General features: G+C 60.1%; 12 protein-coding genes. 10 read left to right on the forward strand and 2 right to left on the reverse strand.

The features are described from left to right. Nucleotides 1-33: 33 nt before the first annotated feature. Nucleotides 34-2,412, forward strand: a complete 2,379-nt coding sequence (locus tag L7A20_RS05625) for a RelA/SpoT family protein (RefSeq protein WP_237222708.1) — start codon at nucleotides 34-36, stop codon at nucleotides 2,410-2,412. On the opposite strand, the gene L7A20_RS05630 is transcribed toward L7A20_RS05625, so the two are convergent. Together L7A20_RS05630 and L7A20_RS05635 are read right to left on the reverse strand one after the other, a co-directional pair. Then, complete coding sequence (locus tag L7A20_RS05630; RefSeq protein WP_237222709.1) at nucleotides 2,409-3,167, reverse strand: type IV toxin-antitoxin system AbiEi family antitoxin; 759 nt, start codon at nucleotides 3,165-3,167, stop codon at nucleotides 2,409-2,411. The genes L7A20_RS05625 and L7A20_RS05630 overlap by 4 nt on opposite strands. A gap of 159 nt (nucleotides 3,168-3,326) precedes the next feature. Then, nucleotides 3,327-4,616 carry a DUF349 domain-containing protein gene (locus L7A20_RS05635; protein WP_237222710.1) on the reverse strand — a complete coding sequence of 430 codons (1,290 nt, stop codon included), beginning with the start codon at nucleotides 4,614-4,616 and terminating at the stop codon, nucleotides 3,327-3,329. A gap of 299 nt (nucleotides 4,617-4,915) precedes the next feature. Here L7A20_RS05635 and hisS point away from each other — a divergent pair, with 299 nt between their 5' ends. The 9 genes from hisS to alaS all read left to right on the forward strand — a co-directional run bounded on the left by hisS (nucleotide 4,916) and on the right by alaS (nucleotide 16,430). After that, nucleotides 4,916-6,268 carry a histidine--tRNA ligase gene (hisS, locus tag L7A20_RS05640; protein ID WP_237210497.1) on the forward strand — a complete coding sequence of 451 codons (1,353 nt, stop codon included), beginning with the start codon at nucleotides 4,916-4,918 and terminating at the stop codon, nucleotides 6,266-6,268. Between the two features lie 108 nt (nucleotides 6,269-6,376). Then, nucleotides 6,377-8,149 carry an aspartate--tRNA ligase gene (aspS, locus tag L7A20_RS05645; RefSeq protein WP_237193856.1) on the forward strand — a complete coding sequence of 591 codons (1,773 nt, stop codon included), beginning with the start codon at nucleotides 6,377-6,379 and terminating at the stop codon, nucleotides 8,147-8,149. A 134-nt stretch (nucleotides 8,150-8,283) separates the two neighbouring features. Further along, complete coding sequence (gene dtd, locus L7A20_RS05650; protein WP_237222711.1) at nucleotides 8,284-8,718, forward strand: D-aminoacyl-tRNA deacylase; 435 nt, start codon at nucleotides 8,284-8,286, stop codon at nucleotides 8,716-8,718. 69 nt (nucleotides 8,719-8,787) lie between these two features. Beyond that, complete coding sequence (locus tag L7A20_RS05655) at nucleotides 8,788-10,137, forward strand: replication-associated recombination protein A (protein ID WP_237222826.1); 1,350 nt, start codon at nucleotides 8,788-8,790, stop codon at nucleotides 10,135-10,137. A gap of 376 nt (nucleotides 10,138-10,513) precedes the next feature. After that, nucleotides 10,514-11,623 carry a hypothetical protein gene (locus L7A20_RS05660; RefSeq protein WP_237193849.1) on the forward strand — a complete coding sequence of 370 codons (1,110 nt, stop codon included), beginning with the start codon at nucleotides 10,514-10,516 and terminating at the stop codon, nucleotides 11,621-11,623. Between the two features lie 400 nt (nucleotides 11,624-12,023). Then, a complete protein-coding gene (gene rpsD / locus L7A20_RS05665) occupies nucleotides 12,024-12,656 on the forward strand; it encodes a 30S ribosomal protein S4 (protein WP_083091092.1) in 633 nt (210 codons plus the stop codon). Nucleotides 12,657-12,799: 143 nt separating this feature from the next. Beyond that, nucleotides 12,800-13,225: a DUF948 domain-containing protein gene (locus tag L7A20_RS05670; protein WP_237222712.1), complete on the forward strand. Its 426-nt coding sequence runs from the start codon at nucleotides 12,800-12,802 to the stop codon at nucleotides 13,223-13,225. Then, nucleotides 13,226-13,696: a peptide chain release factor 4 gene (locus L7A20_RS05675; RefSeq protein ID WP_237222713.1), complete on the forward strand. Its 471-nt coding sequence runs from the start codon at nucleotides 13,226-13,228 to the stop codon at nucleotides 13,694-13,696. A gap of 46 nt (nucleotides 13,697-13,742) precedes the next feature. Continuing rightward, the gene (gene alaS, locus L7A20_RS05680) at nucleotides 13,743-16,430 is read left to right on the forward strand and encodes an alanine--tRNA ligase (RefSeq protein WP_237222714.1); all 2,688 of its coding nucleotides are present in this window, start codon (nucleotides 13,743-13,745) and stop codon (nucleotides 16,428-16,430) included. Nucleotides 16,431-16,440: the final 10 nt, after the last annotated feature.

Here is a 16,440-nt window from a genome sequence, read left to right on the forward strand (position 1 = left end):
ACACGAGTATTTCAGTTTGAGGGGGAATTGGGCATGAGCCGGTCAGAAGAGAGCAGCCAGAAGGATTCTCGCGCAGAGGGTAAGCGGCCGGTTCGCGGGTCGCACCGGGTCATGTCTGCTTCGGGGCGTGTGCCGACCCGCCTGGTGTTTGGGCGGGAGCAGCAGGAGGGCCCCGCCCCGCGTTTTTCTCCGGTGCTAGCGCCGGTGATTCGCACCGTCAAGAAGTACCACCCCGATGAAGACCTTGAGGTGCTGCAGCGGGCTTTCCAGGTCGCTAACCACTACCACCGGGGGCAGAAGCGCAAGAGCGGGGACCCTTACATCACCCACCCGGTAGCCGTGACGACCATTCTGGCTGAGATAGGTGCTACCGGCCCCGTGCTGGTTGCTGGTCTGCTGCACGATACGGTCGAAGATACCGAGTACACCCAGGAGCAGCTCACTGCTGATTTCGGTACCGAGGTCGCCTATCTGGTTGACGGTGTGACCAAGCTTGATAAGGTCAGCTATGGTGACAACGCCCCCATTGAGACAATTCGCAAGCTGGTTATCTCGATGTCGCAGGATGTGCGCGTGTTGCTCATCAAACTGGCTGACCGCCTGCACAATGCCCGTACCTGGCGGTTTGTCTCCGGTGCCTCCGCGGCGCGTAAGGCCGAAGAGACCCTGCAGATCTATGCCCCACTGGCCCACCGCCTGGGCCTGAACACCATCAAGTGGGAGCTGGAAGACCTCTCCTTTGCCGCTATGAGCCCCGATATCTACGCCGAGATTGTGCGGATGGTGGGCGAGCGTACCCCTAAGCTCGAAAAGTACCTGGCCGAGGCCCGCGTGACGATTGAGGATCGCCTGGCCCAGGTAGGTATTGAGGCCACCGTAACGGGCCGCCCCAAGCACTACTACTCCATTCATCAGAAGATGAAGACCAAGGGTAAGAGCTTCGACGACATCAACGATATTCTGGCCGTGCGCATCATGGTCGAGGACGAGAACGATTGCTACACCGCCCTGGGGCACGTGATGTCCCTGTGGATGGCGGTTCCTGGGCGCTTCAAGGACTACATCAAGCAGCCCAAGCACAACCACTACCAGTCACTGCACATGACGGTGCACGGGCCCGGCGGCCTGCCCCTAGAAATCCAGATCCGCACCTACAAGATGCACGAAGAGGCTGAGTACGGTGTGGCTGCCCACTGGCGGTACAAGGCTGCCTCCCGCGGTGAAAAGGTAGACCTTTCACCCAAGGAACCTAGCACCCAGACCGCTGCCTTCAACATCGGCATTTTGCAGTCGATTTCTGAGATTTCGAACTCCAACCCCGAGTCTGAGCAATTCTACCAGCAGCTGTCTGAGCGGCTTGAGACCGATGAGATTGTGGTGCTGACTCCGCAGGGTAAGCCTATTAGCCTGCCGGTGGGCTCAACCCCGGTTGACTTTGCCTACGCTATCCACACCGAGGTGGGGGACCGCACCATTGGCGCTAAAGTCAACGGTAAGTTGGTGCCCCTGCACACCGAGCTCGAAACAGCCTCAACGGTTGAGATTCAGACGACTAAGGACGAGAACCACGCCCCGAGCGAGGACTGGCTCAAGTTCGTGCGCACCAGCAAGGCGCGCACCAAGATTCGCCAGCACTACGCCAAGGGTCGCCGTCTCGAAGCCATGAACCGGGGCAAGGAGCGCGTAGTGAAGGCCATGCGCCAGCACGAGCTGCCCCTGACCAAGATGATGACACCGGAGCTCATGCTGCAGGTGGCCCAGGATCTCCACAAGCACGATGTCGCTACTCTTTACCACGCTGTGGGTGAGAACGAGGTAGAGACCCAGGCCGTTATTACCTCCCTGGTGAACCTCTACTACGGTGAGGACGATGTCGATCAGACCCTTGAGCTCGATAGCTTCGACGCCTCACTGGTATCTAACCGCCGCTCGGTCGGTGACGACAATGGTGTGGTTGTTCCCGGTGCTGAGGGTATCTTGACCAAGATTGCCCGCTGCTGCACCCCCGTACCGCCCGACGACATTGTCGGCATCGTCACCCGCTTGCAGGGTATCTCGGTGCACCGTACCGACTGCCCCAACGTACTGAGCCAGGCTGACGACCCCCGCCAGACCGCGGTGGAGTGGGCATCGCACGGTAACTCCGTCTACCGGGTTTCGATCCAGGTGGAGGGCATCGACCGTAAGGCCCTGCTCTCAGACACCATCCGGGTTATTTCTGAGGCCGGTTGCAATATCGTGGACGCCAAGGTTCACACCAGCGACGAACGGTTTGTGGTCAACCGCTACACCGTAGAGCTCTCTGACCGCTTCATGATGGAGCACCTGCTGAACCAGATTCGCAACGTCCCCGGCATCTATAATGCCTACCGCCTGACCGGCTCGCGTCCGCTCATGAACCAGCAGGACTAGACCCCGGCTATTTCTGCCGCCTCAAGCTGGTGGGCCAGGTGCTGGGCCCTGAGCAAGGCTGTAGCTTTAAGGCTCATCTGCTCCCGGGCACTCTGGAGCAGAAGCTCAGGAGTAACACTGTTCTGGCTATCGAGCAGGATTGCTTTGACGATAGCCAGGTCGCCCTCATCGACCGAGTGGGTAATGATATCTAGGGCCGTTTTCAGTGGCGTGGTCAGACGAATCGGCCCAATAGTCATGGTGTCATAGGGACGAAGCTGGGCCTGATGGGTGGCAAAGTCTGCCCGGTAGGAGCGGGGGAGATTGCACCGGTTATCGCGGTCGTAGTCTACATGCAGTCGCCCTTCGGGTAGCTCGGGCAGGTAGCCCAACACCCAGGCTGCGGTGGTTCTGCAGTAGCGAATCCGATGGTGGTAGCCTGCCGGGGTAAGTAAACCCAGGCTGGCTGCCCGCATAAGCGGGGTGGGCTCGTCGTCAGCCTGCCTGTAGATGCCCCGGTGAAAATGCACTAGTTCGCGTTCTTTGATGAACTCACGCCACTGCTGAGCGGGTAGCCCCGTGGTCTGCTGTGAGTAGAGGCGGACGAGTGTGTACGGCTCCTGCGTCGTATCGGCTTCATCCTGTGTGAGGTGAGCCGGGGCGTAGGAGGTACTATCGCAGGCAACGACGTTGAGGGAGTGGGGTGCGGCCCCGGGCGCTGGAGCCAGAGGGAAGGGGAGCTCAGAGAGGGCACCGAGTGAGTTGAGATGTTCCATGACTACGTTTTAGCACATCAGATGCAGGTGCACGATAAAAAGTTGTCAGGCTGTGGATAACTTTCCCGCCTAAAATTACTTATCCACAAAAATCCCCCGTCTACCGGCCGGTAGACGGGGGATTCTGCGTCACAAAGACGTCACAGATAAAGCTGAGGTTTAGGCGCCAAACTCAGCAGAAGAAACCTTGAGGGTCTCAAGCCACTGCTTGCGGGCGTCCAGGGCTTCCTGGGCCTTCTTGATCTTCTGGGCGTTGCCGCTGGCCTCAGCCTTGGCCAGGTCGGCTTCAAGACCGGCGATGGCGTCCTCCAGCTGGGTCAGCATGGAGTTAGCGCGAGCCTGCTTAGCCGGGTCGGTCTTCTGCCACTTGGCGTTCTCGGCGCGGTGGATTTCGTCCTGAACCTTACGCAGCTCCTGCTCAACGCGGCGCACCGAGTTGCGGGGCACGCGTCCGATAGCTTCCCAGCGGTCCAGAATACCCTCAAGGGCCTTCTTAGCCGCAGCGATATCGGTAACGGGCAGAATGCCGCGGGCCTCTTCCAGCAGGGCTTCCTTAGCCTTCAGGTTCGCCTCAAATTCCTTATCCAGCTCAGCGTTCACCGCGGTGCGGGCGTCGAAGAAGACGTCCTGGGCTGCACGGAAGCGGGCCCACAGGGCGTCATCTTCCTTGCGGGTGCCGCGGGGGGCTGCCTTCCACTGGTCCATCAGATCGCGGTACTTAGCGGCGGTAGCTGCCCAGTCGGTGGAGTTCTGCAGAGCCTCAGCCTCAGCGATGAGGGCTTCCTTCACGCGCTTAGCCTTGGCATTAGCCTCATCGAGCTGGGAGAAGTGGGCACGGCGGCGGCGGTCAAAGCTGGTGCGGGCAGCGCGGAAACGCTTCCACAGCTCGTCCTCGATGCTCTTGGCCAGGTGGTGTTCTTTCTGGGTCTTCTTCCACTCTTCGAAGAGCTCGTTCATGCGGGCGTGGGAGTTCTTCCAGTGAATAGCGGAGTCGTCCTTAGCCACGATAGCCTCAGCCTCAGAAACGATAGCTTCGCGGGCTTCGAGGGCTGCCTGGCGAGCTTCGGCGCTCTCGGTCTTCTCTGCTTCCTCACGCTCATTGATCTTGCCAACCAGGGCAACCAGGCGTTCCTGCAGGGCGGCGTAGTCGCCCACCATGTTGCGCACAGCAACCTGCTGACCCAGGTGGGCAGCTGCCTTCTGCAGGTCAGCGGCCTTGGCCTTGCGCTCTACGCGCTCTTCGAGCAGGGCAACCTGGGCTTCAAAGTTCTCAAACTTGCGAGCAAAGTAGCCGAGGGCTTCGTCGGCAGATGCGCCGGGTACCTGGCCTACTGCGTATTCTTCACCGTCAACGATAACGAAAACGTGGCCGTCCTCGTCCACGCGGCCGAATTTGCGGGCCTTGTCGAGGTCTACGTTGAGGGTGGTGTCGTCGGATTGGGTAGTCACCGCTATAACTCTTTTCGCATCAGTAGTGGGGGCGAACCCCCGTTTAAGTAATGAAAAGTGCACCAGACCGGGCCGTGTCGATAGGGCTGGTTGCTGCTTCGCGAAGAGACAGCAATAATCTATCGGGCGCAGGTGGCGCAGTTACCAGCATAGCGTGTTTAGGGCGAAAGCGGGTGCAATTACCCGGCAGGTGCGCCTTCGGTCTAGTATTAAAGGGACTGTGCTCTGCTGTGAGACCGCTTGTTTCGCGAGGGCACGTAACCTACTTCGACCGTTTTCAACCGATAAAAGGGGAGCACATGGCTCGCAAACAATCGCTTTCTGGTTTTCCGGAGCACCTGCCCGAGGAACGCCTGGTAGAGAATTTTGTTCTCGATACTTTGCGAGAGACCTTTGAGCTTCACGGTTTTTCGTCGATTGAGACCCGTTCGGTAGAGACCATCGAGCAGCTACTGCGTAAGGGAGATATCGATAAAGAGGTCTACGCGGTCTCCCGTCTGCTGGACGATGCGGACGAGGCCCGGGGCGGCAAGAAGGAAAAGCTGGCCCTACACTTTGACCTAACCGTGCCCTTTGCCCGCTACGTGGTAGAGAACGCCGGCTACCTTTCCTTCCCCTTTATGCGCTACCAGATTCAAAAGGTCTGGCGCGGTGAACGCCCCCAGGAGGGCCGCGCCCGCGAGTTTACCCAGGCCGACGTAGACGTCGTGGGCGATGGTGCCCTGCCCTTCCGCTACGATGTCGAGCTGGCTCTGGTCATCGTTGACGCGCTCTCCAAGCTCCCCATTCCCGACTTCAAGCTGCGGGTGAACAACCGCAAGCTCTCTGAGGGTTTCTACCTGGGCCTTGGCTTGACTGATACCGCCGGGGTGCTGCGCAATATCGATAAGCTTGAAAAGATCGGTGCGGACGCCGTCGCCCAGCTTCTTAAGGACGAGGTCGGTGCTACCGATGAGCAGGCCGCTGCCGCCCTGAAGCTTGCCAGTATCCGCGCTGAAGATACCTCCTTTGCTGATCAGGTACGTGCCCTGGGCGTCACCCATGACCTGCTCGAAGAGGGCCTAGCTGAACTGACCGAGGTTATCGGTGAGGCAGCTAAGCGCGCCCCCGGCAAGGTAGTAGCTGACCTTTCCATCGCCCGCGGTCTGGACTACTACACCGGCACCGTCTACGAGACCGTGCTGGTAGGCCATGAACAGCTGGGTTCTATCTGCTCCGGTGGCCGCTACGAGTCCCTGGCCTCAAACGGCAAGAAGACCTACCCCGGTGTGGGCCTGTCCATTGGCGTGACCCGCCTGGTGGCCCGCATCCTGTCCCAGGGCTTTGCCGAAGCAACCCGCAAGGTGCCCACCGCCGTCCTCATCGCCCTCACCAACGACGATATGTGGTCAGGTGCCCAGGACGTCGCCGACGCCCTGCGCGCCCGCGGTATCGCCTGCGAGGTCTCAGCCACCGCCGCCAAGTTCGGTAAGCAGATCAAGTACGCCGAAAAGCGCGGCATCCCCTTCGTCTGGTTCACCTCAGCGGGGGAGAACGGCGAACTCACCCACGAGGTGAAAGACATCCGCACCGGCGAGCAGGTAGCTGCAGACCCCGGCACCTGGGCCCCGCCCGCCGACGACCTGCACGTGCGCGTGCTCCCTACCGCCTAATTCACACCCGTCCAACCGGTGCCAGGCGCACCACAACACGGTAAAATCGGGAGCAAACTGAACTTAAGACAGTGCCACCCGGTACCGTGCCCCATCGAAAGGAACTCAGTGCTACGCACTCACACCCTCGGCGAACTAACCGCCGAGAACATCGGAGAAACCGTTACCCTCTCTGGCTGGGTAGCCCGCCGTCGCGACCACGGTGGCGTGGCCTTCGTTGACCTGCGTGACCGCGAAGGCGTCACCCAGGTTGTCTTCCACAACGAAGCCGACTTCGAGCACCTGCGCAACGAGTACGTCCTCAAGGTCGTGGGCGAAGTAACCCGCCGCCCCGAGGGCAACGAAAACCCCAACCTCACCACCGGTGAAATCGAGGTTATGGTCAAGGAGACCGAGGTGCTCAATACCTCAGCCCCCTTGCCCTTCCAGATTGATGAGCACGTTGAAGTGGGTGAAGAAGCCCGCCTCAAGTACCGCTACCTCGACCTGCGCCGCCCCGAGCCTGCCCGCCTGATGCGCCTGCGCTCAGAAGCAAACCGCGCAGCCCGCGAGGTGCTGCACGGCCAGAACTTCACCGAGGTTGAGACCCCCACCCTGACTCGCTCCACCCCCGAAGGTGCCCGCGACTTCCTGGTGCCCGCCCGTCTGGCACCCGGCTCCTGGTATGCCCTGCCCCAGTCACCCCAGCTCTTCAAGCAGCTGCTGCAGGTGGGCGGTATCGAGAAGTACTACCAGATTGCCCGCTGCTACCGTGACGAGGACTTCCGCGCTGACCGTCAGCCCGAGTTCACCCAGCTGGATATCGAGGCTTCCTTCGTTGACCAGGAAGACATCATCGACCTGGGCGAGCGTATCGTTGAGGCCGTCTGGAACCTGATTGACGTCAAGGTGCCCCGCCCCATCGAGCGTATTACCTACAAGGACGCCATGGAGAAGTACGGCTCTGACAAGCCCGACCTTCGCTTCGGCCTGGAACTCACCGAGCTGACCGACTACTTCAAGGACACCACCTTCCGCGTCTTCAAGGCACCCTACGTCGGTGCCGTTGTGATGCCCGGTGGCGCCTCCCAGGCCCGCCGCACCCTGGATGCCTGGCAGGAATGGGCTAAGCAGCGCGGTGCTAAAGGTCTTGCCTACGTGCTGATTCAGGAGGACGGCGAGCTGACCGGCCCCGTTGCTAAGAACATCACCGATGCTGAGCGTGAGGGCCTGGCTGAGGCTACCGGCGCCAAGCCCGGCGACTGCATCTTCTTCGCAGCCGGTGAGGCAAAGGCCTCCCGCGCCCTACTGGGCGCAGCCCGCGTTGAGATTGGCCACCGCACCGGCCTGATTAAGGACGGCGACTGGTCCTTCGTCTGGGTGGTGGATGCCCCCATGTTCGAGTCAGCAGCTGACGCAACCGCGTCCGGCGACGTCGCCCTGGGCCACTCAGCCTGGACTGCTGTACACCACGCCTTCACCTCACCCAAGCCCGAGTACCTGGACTCCTTTGACGAGAACCCCGGTGAGGCTCTGGCCTATGCCTACGACATCGTCTGCAACGGTAACGAAATCGGTGGCGGTTCAATCCGTATCCACCAGCGCGACGTGCAGGAACGTGTTTTCAAGGTTATGGGCATTACTGAGGAAGAGGCCCAGGAGAAGTTCGGCTTCCTGCTGGAGGCCTTCAGCTTCGGCGCACCCCCCATGGGCGGTATCGCCTTTGGCTGGGACCGCGTGCTACAGCTGATCGGTGGCACCGACTCTATCCGCGACGTCATCGCCTTCCCCAAGACCGGTGGCGGCTACGACCCGCTGACCGCAGCCCCTGCACCGATTACCGCGCAGCAGCGTAAGGAAGCAGGCGTGGACTTCAAGCCTAAGAAGGACGGCGAGAAGTAACCAACCCTTCCCGGTAGGTACCATTTAAACCAGAAATACCCACGAACTAGGTGGGTATTTCTGGTTTTTCTGGTCTTTTCTAGGGCGGTTGATAGGCTAGAACCGTCAGCCACCCTTCAGACAAAGGAGCACCCATGCGCGCAGTTCTTCAACGGGTTACCTCAGCCGCCGTCACTGTCGACGGCCAAACAGTAGGGAAAATTGACAGGCCCGGCCTGCTGGTTCTGGTAGGCATTACGCATACGGACGGCCCCGCTCAGGTAGCTAAGCTGGCAGATAAAACCGCTAACCTTCGCCTCTTAGAAGGGGAGCGGTCTGTGCTCGATGAGGGTGCCCCGGTGCTGGCGGTCAGCCAGTTTACCCTCTACGGGGATGCGAAGAAGGGGCGGCGTCCGTCCTGGTCGGCAGCTGCTCCCGGCCCGGTCAGCGAACCCCTCTTTGAGGCCTATGTGCAGGCCTTGCGTGACTTGGGTCTGACGGTTGAAACCGGCCTCTTTGGAGCCAATATGCAGGTCAGTCTAACGAACGACGGCCCTGTGACCCTGATTCTCGATACCGATTCCCTCTAAGGTAAGTTGACCGTGGAACCCTCCCTCTTCTTTTTTGACGATTCTCAGCCAGATACCGATAGCGAGCAGGTGACACGTCGACGGGAGCGGGCTCCGCTGGCCGTGCGTATGCGCCCCCGCACTCTCGATGAGGTGGTAGGGCAGAAGCACCTGCTGGGCCCGGGCTCACCCCTGCGGGTTCTGGCGGGTGAGGGGGGCGGGCCTGCGGGGCCGAGCTCGGTTATTTTATGGGGCCCGCCCGGTACAGGCAAGACCACGCTGGCCAACGTGATTGCCGGGGGAGCCGGGCGTAAGTTCGTTGAGCTCTCTGCTATTACTGCCGGGGTGAAGGACGTCCGCGCTGTCATGGATCAGGCCCTTGAGGACCGCGATTTTCGCGGACTTACTACCGTACTTTTTCTTGATGAGATTCACCGTTTCACTAAGGCCCAGCAGGACGCCCTCTTGCCGGGCGTCGAGAATCGCTGGGTGGTGCTGGTAGCGGCAACCACCGAGAACCCCTCATTTTCGGTGATTTCACCCCTGCTGTCGCGTTCTATTCTGTTGACCCTGCAGGGGCTCACCGATACAGATATTGCTGAACTGCTCCAACGGGCGGTCGCCGACGCCCGGGGTTTTGCCGGTGTGATTTCTCTGGAAGACGAGGCTGCTACGCACCTGGTCAAAATGGCCAATGGGGACGCCCGCAAGGCTCTGACCTCTTTGGAAGCTGCTGCTGCTGTAGCTTTTGGTGAGGCTGAGGACGCCGGGGTTGAGTATTCGGTCAGTCAGCCCCTGCAGGTGACGGCTGAACACGCGGCTTTAGCTGTTAACAGGTCAGTTGTGCGCTACGACAAGCAAGGGGACCAGCACTATGACGTCACCAGCGCCTTCATTAAGTCCATTCGGGGCTCAGATGTTGATGCCGCCCTACACTATCTAGCTCGAATGATCGAGGCAGGGGAGGATCCCCGCTTCATTGCCCGCCGCTTGATTGTGCATGCCAGTGAGGATATCGGAATGGCCGACCCCACAGCCCTGACCGCAGCGGTGAACGCTGCCCAGGCGGTGCAGCTAGTGGGGCTGCCCGAGGCTCGGCTGAATTTGGCCCAGGCAACCATTCACCTGGCATCTGCCCCTAAATCCAATGCTGTCTATCGGGCAATCGACGGAGCTTTGGCGGACGTCCGCGCCGGCTTGGCTGGGCCGGTGCCCCTGCACCTGCGCGATGGGCATTACCCGGGAGCTGCTGCCCTGGGGCACGGCAGGGGCTATATCTACCCCCACGATGAAAAGAACGGGGTGGCCCGCCAGCAGTATGCCCCTGATGCACTTGTAGGTATGGCCTATTACAGACCAACAGTCTTTGGGGCGGAAAAGGAGCTGGGAGAGAGGCTGCGACGAGTGGAGCTTCTACGTAAACCTGATAATAATCAGTAGACAGGTAGGTGTTTTGAGCTAAGTGTTGATAAAATTTACGGACGGCTATAGGTGATTTGTCGCACATAAATTGGGTTTTGTGGGATAAAAAGTGGAAAACAACTTTGGGCGAAAGTGAAGGTTGGGGATAGAAATCTTCACTCTGGCTAGTAGGAATGTGTGTAATCTGGGTCTATCTAATGGCCTGTTCGGCAAAAGCGCATATTTTTGCTTTGATAATTAGGCCTGCCTAAATATGCGTGCGGGGATTTGAAGACCTGCACTCTTTGTCTTTCTTCCGTATAATAAATTTAGTTTCCATTGCGAAGGGCGGTTCGCACTAGGCTGCCGCGATGGTGACACGTCTTTTTTACCCCCTTATATGAGGAAAACATACATGACTCACAATGTTTCTCGCCGTACCCTGGCTAAGGGTGCTGCTTGGGCAGCTCCTGCAGTCGTTGCTACCACTGCAATCCCTGCTTACGCTGCTTCACCCGCAACCTGCGATGAGACCAAGGCAGCTGTCACTAAGGCATTCGCTGACTTTGCAACAGCAAACGTGCCCGACCTGAGCGACGTCAACCTGCGCTACGTTTTCGCAGGTCCCTCCCACTACAACGGTGCAGCTAATGATCCCTCTTTGCGTGTGCAGTTCACGGGCCCCTCACATAAGCTGGCTGAACTGGCAAAGCTCAAGTACGAGCTGGGCATCAAGAATGTTGACACCTCAGTAGCTGTCAATACTCTCTTCAATGGCATGAACCCCGTTTCTAAATTCAAGAACGTCACCATGCCCTACCCCTACCCTGCCTCTGCCAACTGGGATACCCGTAACGGTACCGTCCGTGGCGATGCTCCCCGTCTGGTAGGCGTTGCAGATAACCCCCGTGATGCCACCTTCGGCTCCTCCTTCCTGATCTGGGACGGTGCAGCTGACGGCGCACTCGCGCAGGAGCAGGAATTCTCGGGCACCGGCGCAGACTACGTCTACTACACCGGCACCCTGCGAGCAGACTCCGCTTTGAAGAAGGGTCGCCTGGAGGACCTAATTCACCTTGGCTTCCGTGACGGTGCCCACGCTGGTGGTCGTATCTACCAGTCAGTTGCTAACCGCTTCGTAGCCATCGCAGCCCCCACTATGGATCAGGCTCGTGCGCTGATTCCTGGTACCGTTGATGAAGCCTGCTTCATCGAGGCTTACAACGCTGAGGTGCTCAAGTGGGATACCAACAAGACCGGTCTGGGTGGTCTGACAGCATCCTATGCTCAGTGGGCTAACGGCGCTGTTTCTGACATCGTTGTTGCTGCTGATGAGTTCGCCTGGTCACATGAGCTGGGCAGCTTCCACTCAGCATACGTAGCTGATGAGGGCCGCGGTCTGGTTCTGGGTCCTCAAAACCGAACCGATCCCCTGGACTTCTTCAACGGCTTCGCTGGTGGCCTCTGGAATGCTGCGGAAACCGCTTTCGCCACCCAGCTGCGCTACCGCGACGGTATCTACTAAGCCGTATCGCTGTTCCTAGCGTCATGCTAGATTGATATAGCTACGAGTCGCCCCTCAGAGGTTACCTCTGGGGGGCGACTTGTTGTGTACAAAACCACATCATTTATTGAAACAATACTGGTGTTGCCAAACCTTTGAGCACGGTAAGCTTAAAGCTTGGCTGGCAGACTACCCAAAACGCAGCGTCCCACCCCGGTAACGGGGCAGAAACTGATCACCGGGTAGCTCGTAGTACCGAGAGTGCGGCTGCTCTCTACTCTCCACCGCCCAAACCGTGGGCGGCCCACCGGAGGCCAGACCACCAGAACAATGGCACACCCACACCCGTGGGAAACGCTCAGCACACCACCGTATATGCGTTACGAGCCGTGCCAACCGCTAAAGAAAAGGAATACGAACTGTGGCAAACCACAACCGTACCCGCCGTACCGTGCGTCAGTCACGTGCCCTCGGCATCGCACTGACCCCCAAGGCAGAAAAGTACCTCGAGCGTCGTCCTTACGGCCCCGGCCAGCACGGCCGCAGCCGCAAGAAGGCTGACTCAAACTACGCCGTACAGCTGCGCGAGAAGCAGCGTCTGCGCGCACAGTACAACATCCGTGAAGCACAGATGCGCCGCGCCTACCTCGAAGCTAAGCGCATCGAAGGCCAGACCGGTAAGAACCTGGTCGAGATCCTCGAAACCCGCCTGGACGCCCTCGTCCTGCGCTCAGGTTTCGCTCGCACCATCGCACAGGCACGTCAGCTCGTCGTCCACCGCCACATCATGGTAGACGGCATCCGCGTTGACCGCCCCTCCTTCCGCGTCAAGCCCGGCCAGCTCATCCACGTTCACCCCAAGTCAGAGAAGATGGCACCCTTCCAGGTTGCAGCCACCGGCGCACACCAGGACGTCCTGCCCGACACCCCTGCCTACCTGAACGTAGAGATCGAGAAGCTCCACGCAAAGCTCGAGCGCGCACCCAAGCGTGAAGAAATCCCCGTGACCTGCGAAGAGCAGCTCGTGGTTGAATACTACTCACGCCTGGCCTAATCACGCCAAGCTTAACCAGCCCGCCCACCTGCACCCACACGGGAACAGGGGAGCGGGCTGGCTCCTTAATGCCGTGTAAAGTAAGATTGTTATCAAATCGTGTCCTTTAACAGCCGGGTAACTCGGCAGAAAGCAGGAAAGCCATGAGCGGAGCAGACATCGCGGGCCTCATAGCCGCAGGCGTATTCGCGATTCTCGTAGCCCTGCTAGCCCTGCCCATCATCAAACTCGGCAAGGTCTTCGACGAACTCACCGCAACCATTCGGTCCCTCAATAACGAAACCACCCCCCTCATCGGTGAAGTCACTAAAACCGTCGCCAGCACCAACGCCCAGATCGAAAAGGTCGATAACATCACCAGCAACGTTTCTGATGCCTCAGCAAACGTTTCTGCCCTCTCATCACTGGTCACCTCAACCGTAGGTCAGCCCCTCATCAAGGTCGCAGCCTTCTCCCACGGCATCCGCAAGGCAGTCAAGGGGGACGGCGCCGCTGCAACCGGTTCACGCCCGGCAGCCTCAACCGCCGCAGGGCAGGAGCGCCCCGGAACCTCACCCGAAGGTCACTAAATGGGACTGCTCAAAAACGTACTCCTCATAGCGGGTGGAGCCGCCGCAGGCTACCTAGCCACGCGCACCCGTACCTCAGCACCGGCGTCCACCGACCTTGAAGTCTCAGCGAATCGTCCCCTGCAGCGCTTCACAGCAGAAGGTAGCACCATGGCTCAATTCTTTGACTCAAAATACGGCGCCCCCTTCAAGGGTGCAGCCCTCAAAGCCATCGGCTTCGCCGCGACCGTCAAAGCGGGCATGGACGAAAAAGAAGCAGAACTCAAAGACCGCTTCGACGCCCAGGCCAAGGACGCCCGCCCCGGCTCCCTCGACACCTGGCAGCAGGGGAGCGAGCCCCAGCAACTAGCGGGCGACCAGCTCATCGAATCTGTTGCCCTGCCACAGGCCGGATGCCTGGAAGAACGAGAAGCCGATATCAGGCGCCGCCTAGAGCGCGATGCCGAACTCGGCAAAGACTTCTTCGCATAAGCGAACCACCCCAAGATTTACTACCAACCGAAGGAAGAAAGCCTCGATGCTCTCACAGGAAATCTCAAAGCGCTGGATCGAATTCTTCGAAAAGCGCGGGCACACCGTAGTACCCTCAGCGTCACTGGTTTCACACGAACCCGGTGCAATGTTCACCATCGCGGGCATGGTCCCCTTCATTCCCTACTTCCTGGGCCGTGAAACCCCCAAGTTCTCCCGCGCAGTGAGCGTGCAGAAGTGCATCCGCACCCTCGACATCGACGAGGTCGGCAAGACCGCCCGCCACGGCACCTTCTTCCAGATGGCCGGTAACTTCTCCTTCGGCGACTACTTCAAGAAGGAAGTCATTCCCTGGGCCTACGAGCTGCTGACCTCATCCATCGAAGACGGCGGCTACGGCCTCGACCCCGAACGTCTCTGGGTTACCGTCTACGAGGGCGACGACGAAGCCTACAACATCTGGGTCAACGACGTGAAGTTCCCCGCCGAGCGCATCCAGAAGATGGGCATGGCAGAGAACTACTGGTCCACCGGCCAGCCCGGACCCGCAGGTCCCGACTCCGAAATCTTCTACGACCGCGGCCCCGAATACGGTAAGGAAGGCGGCCCCGCAGCCGACGACGACCGCTACATCGAAATCTGGAACCTGGTCTTCATGCAGTACCAGCGTGGCGAAGGTACCGGCAAGGACAGCTTCGAGATTCTGGGTGACCTGCCCAAGAAGAACATCGACACCGGCCTGGGCGTAGAGCGCCTGGCCATGCTGCTACAGGGCGTAGAGAACTTCTACGAAACCGACCAGGTACGCCCCGTCCTCGATGCCGCAGCCAAGCTCTCCGGCAAGAAGTACCACGGCTCCGAAAACGCCAACGACGAAGGCTACGAAGACGACGTGCGCATGCGCGTGGTAGCCGACCACATCCGCTCCTCCCTCATGCTCATTGCAGACGGCGTAACCCCCTCCAACGAGGGCCGCGGCTACATCCTGCGCCGCCTCATGCGCCGCGCTATCCGCGCCATGCGCCTGCTGGGCGTGACCGAGCCTTGCCTGCCCGTTCTCTTCCCCGCCTCCAAGGACGCCATGTCCGGCGCCTACCCCTACGTAGCCGAAGACTTCGAGCGCATCTCCCGCATCGCCTACGCCGAAGAGAAGGCCTTCCTCAAGACCATCGAATCAGGCACCACCCGCCTGGAAGAGGCTGTTGCCTCAGCCAAGGCCTCCGGTAAGGGCGAAGTCTCAGGTGCAGACGCCTTCACCCTGCACGACACCTACGGTTTCCCCATCGACCTGACCCTCGAAATGGCTGAAGAATCCGGCGTGAAGGTGGACGAAGCCCAGTTCCGTGCCCTCATGGAAGAACAGCGCCACCGCGCCCAGGCCGACGCTAAGGCCAAGAAGGGCAGCATGGCCGACCTCTCAGTCTTCCGCGAACTGGCCGACGAACGAGGCTCCATCTTCACCGGTTACGACGAGCTGCGCACCGAAACCACCCTGCGCGCTATCCTGGTCGACGGTGTTTCCGTCCCCGCAGCGTCCGCTGGCCAGAAGATTGAAGTAGTGCTCGACGAAACCCCCTTCTACGCTGAGGCCGGTGGCCAGGCAGCAGATACCGGTGTCATCACCGGCAACGGCTTCACCATTGACGTGTCAGACGTCCAGCAGCCCGTCAAGGGTCTCTCTGTGCACCGCGCGGTTGTGCGCGAGGGTGAAGTTGTCGCAGGTACCCCCGTTGTTGCCCAGGTTGACGTACAGCGTCGCCGGGACGGCGAAAAGGCCCACTCCGGTACCCACATCATCCACGCAGCCCTGCACCAGGTACTCGGTAACGAAGCAACCCAGCGCGGCTCCTTCAATAAGGAAGGCTACCTGCGCTTCGACTTCGCCTGGGGCGAGGGTCTCTCCGACGCTGCCAAGCAGGAAGTTGAAGAGGTAGCTAACACCGCTATCCGCGACAACTTCCAGACCATTACCCGCGAAATGCCGCTGGACGAGGCCAAGAAGCTCGGCGCCATGAGCCTCTTCGGCGAAAAGTACGGCGACATCGTGCGCGTGGTCGAAATGGGCGGCGACTTCTCCCGCGAACTCTGCGGTGGTACCCACGTCGGTTCAACCGCTCAGATCGGTTCGCTGACCCTGCTCACCGAGCAGTCCGTCGGTTCAGGTAACCGTCGCGTTGAAGCCCTGGTCGGCCTGGACTCCTTCAACCACCTGGCTGCCGAGCGTACCCTGGTCAACCAGCTGACCGGTCTGATGAAGGTGCAGTCCTCCACCGAACTGCCCGAGAAGATCAACCAGACCCTGACCAAGCTCAAGGAAGCCGAGAAGGAACTGGCAAAGCTTCGCAAGGAAAAGCTGCAGGCTGAGGCCGGTAAGCTGACCGAAAACGCCCAGATGGTGGGCTCCGTCCGCACCCTTCTGCACAACGCAGGGGAACTGGACGCCAACGCCGTGCGCGAACTCGCTCTTGACCTGCGCTCACGCCTGGGTGAGGACGCTGCTACCGTAGCAGTTGCCGGTGTGAACAACGGCCGTCCGGTTATTCTGGTTGCCACCAACCAGGCCGCCCGCGATGCCGGTGTTAAGGCGGGCGCCCTCGTCCGCGTCGCTGCCGGTGTGCTTGGCGGCGGCGGCGGCGGTAAGGACGACGTCGCCCAGGGCGGCGGCCAGGACGTCACCAAGATCGACGAAGCCTTCACCGCTATCCGATCCACCATTTCAGAGCTGGGGGCCTAACCCAGTGACC

It is taken from the genome of Rothia nasimurium, assembly GCF_928381415.1.
In the GTDB taxonomy this organism is placed as follows: domain Bacteria; phylum Actinomycetota; class Actinomycetes; order Actinomycetales; family Micrococcaceae; genus Rothia; species Rothia nasimurium_H.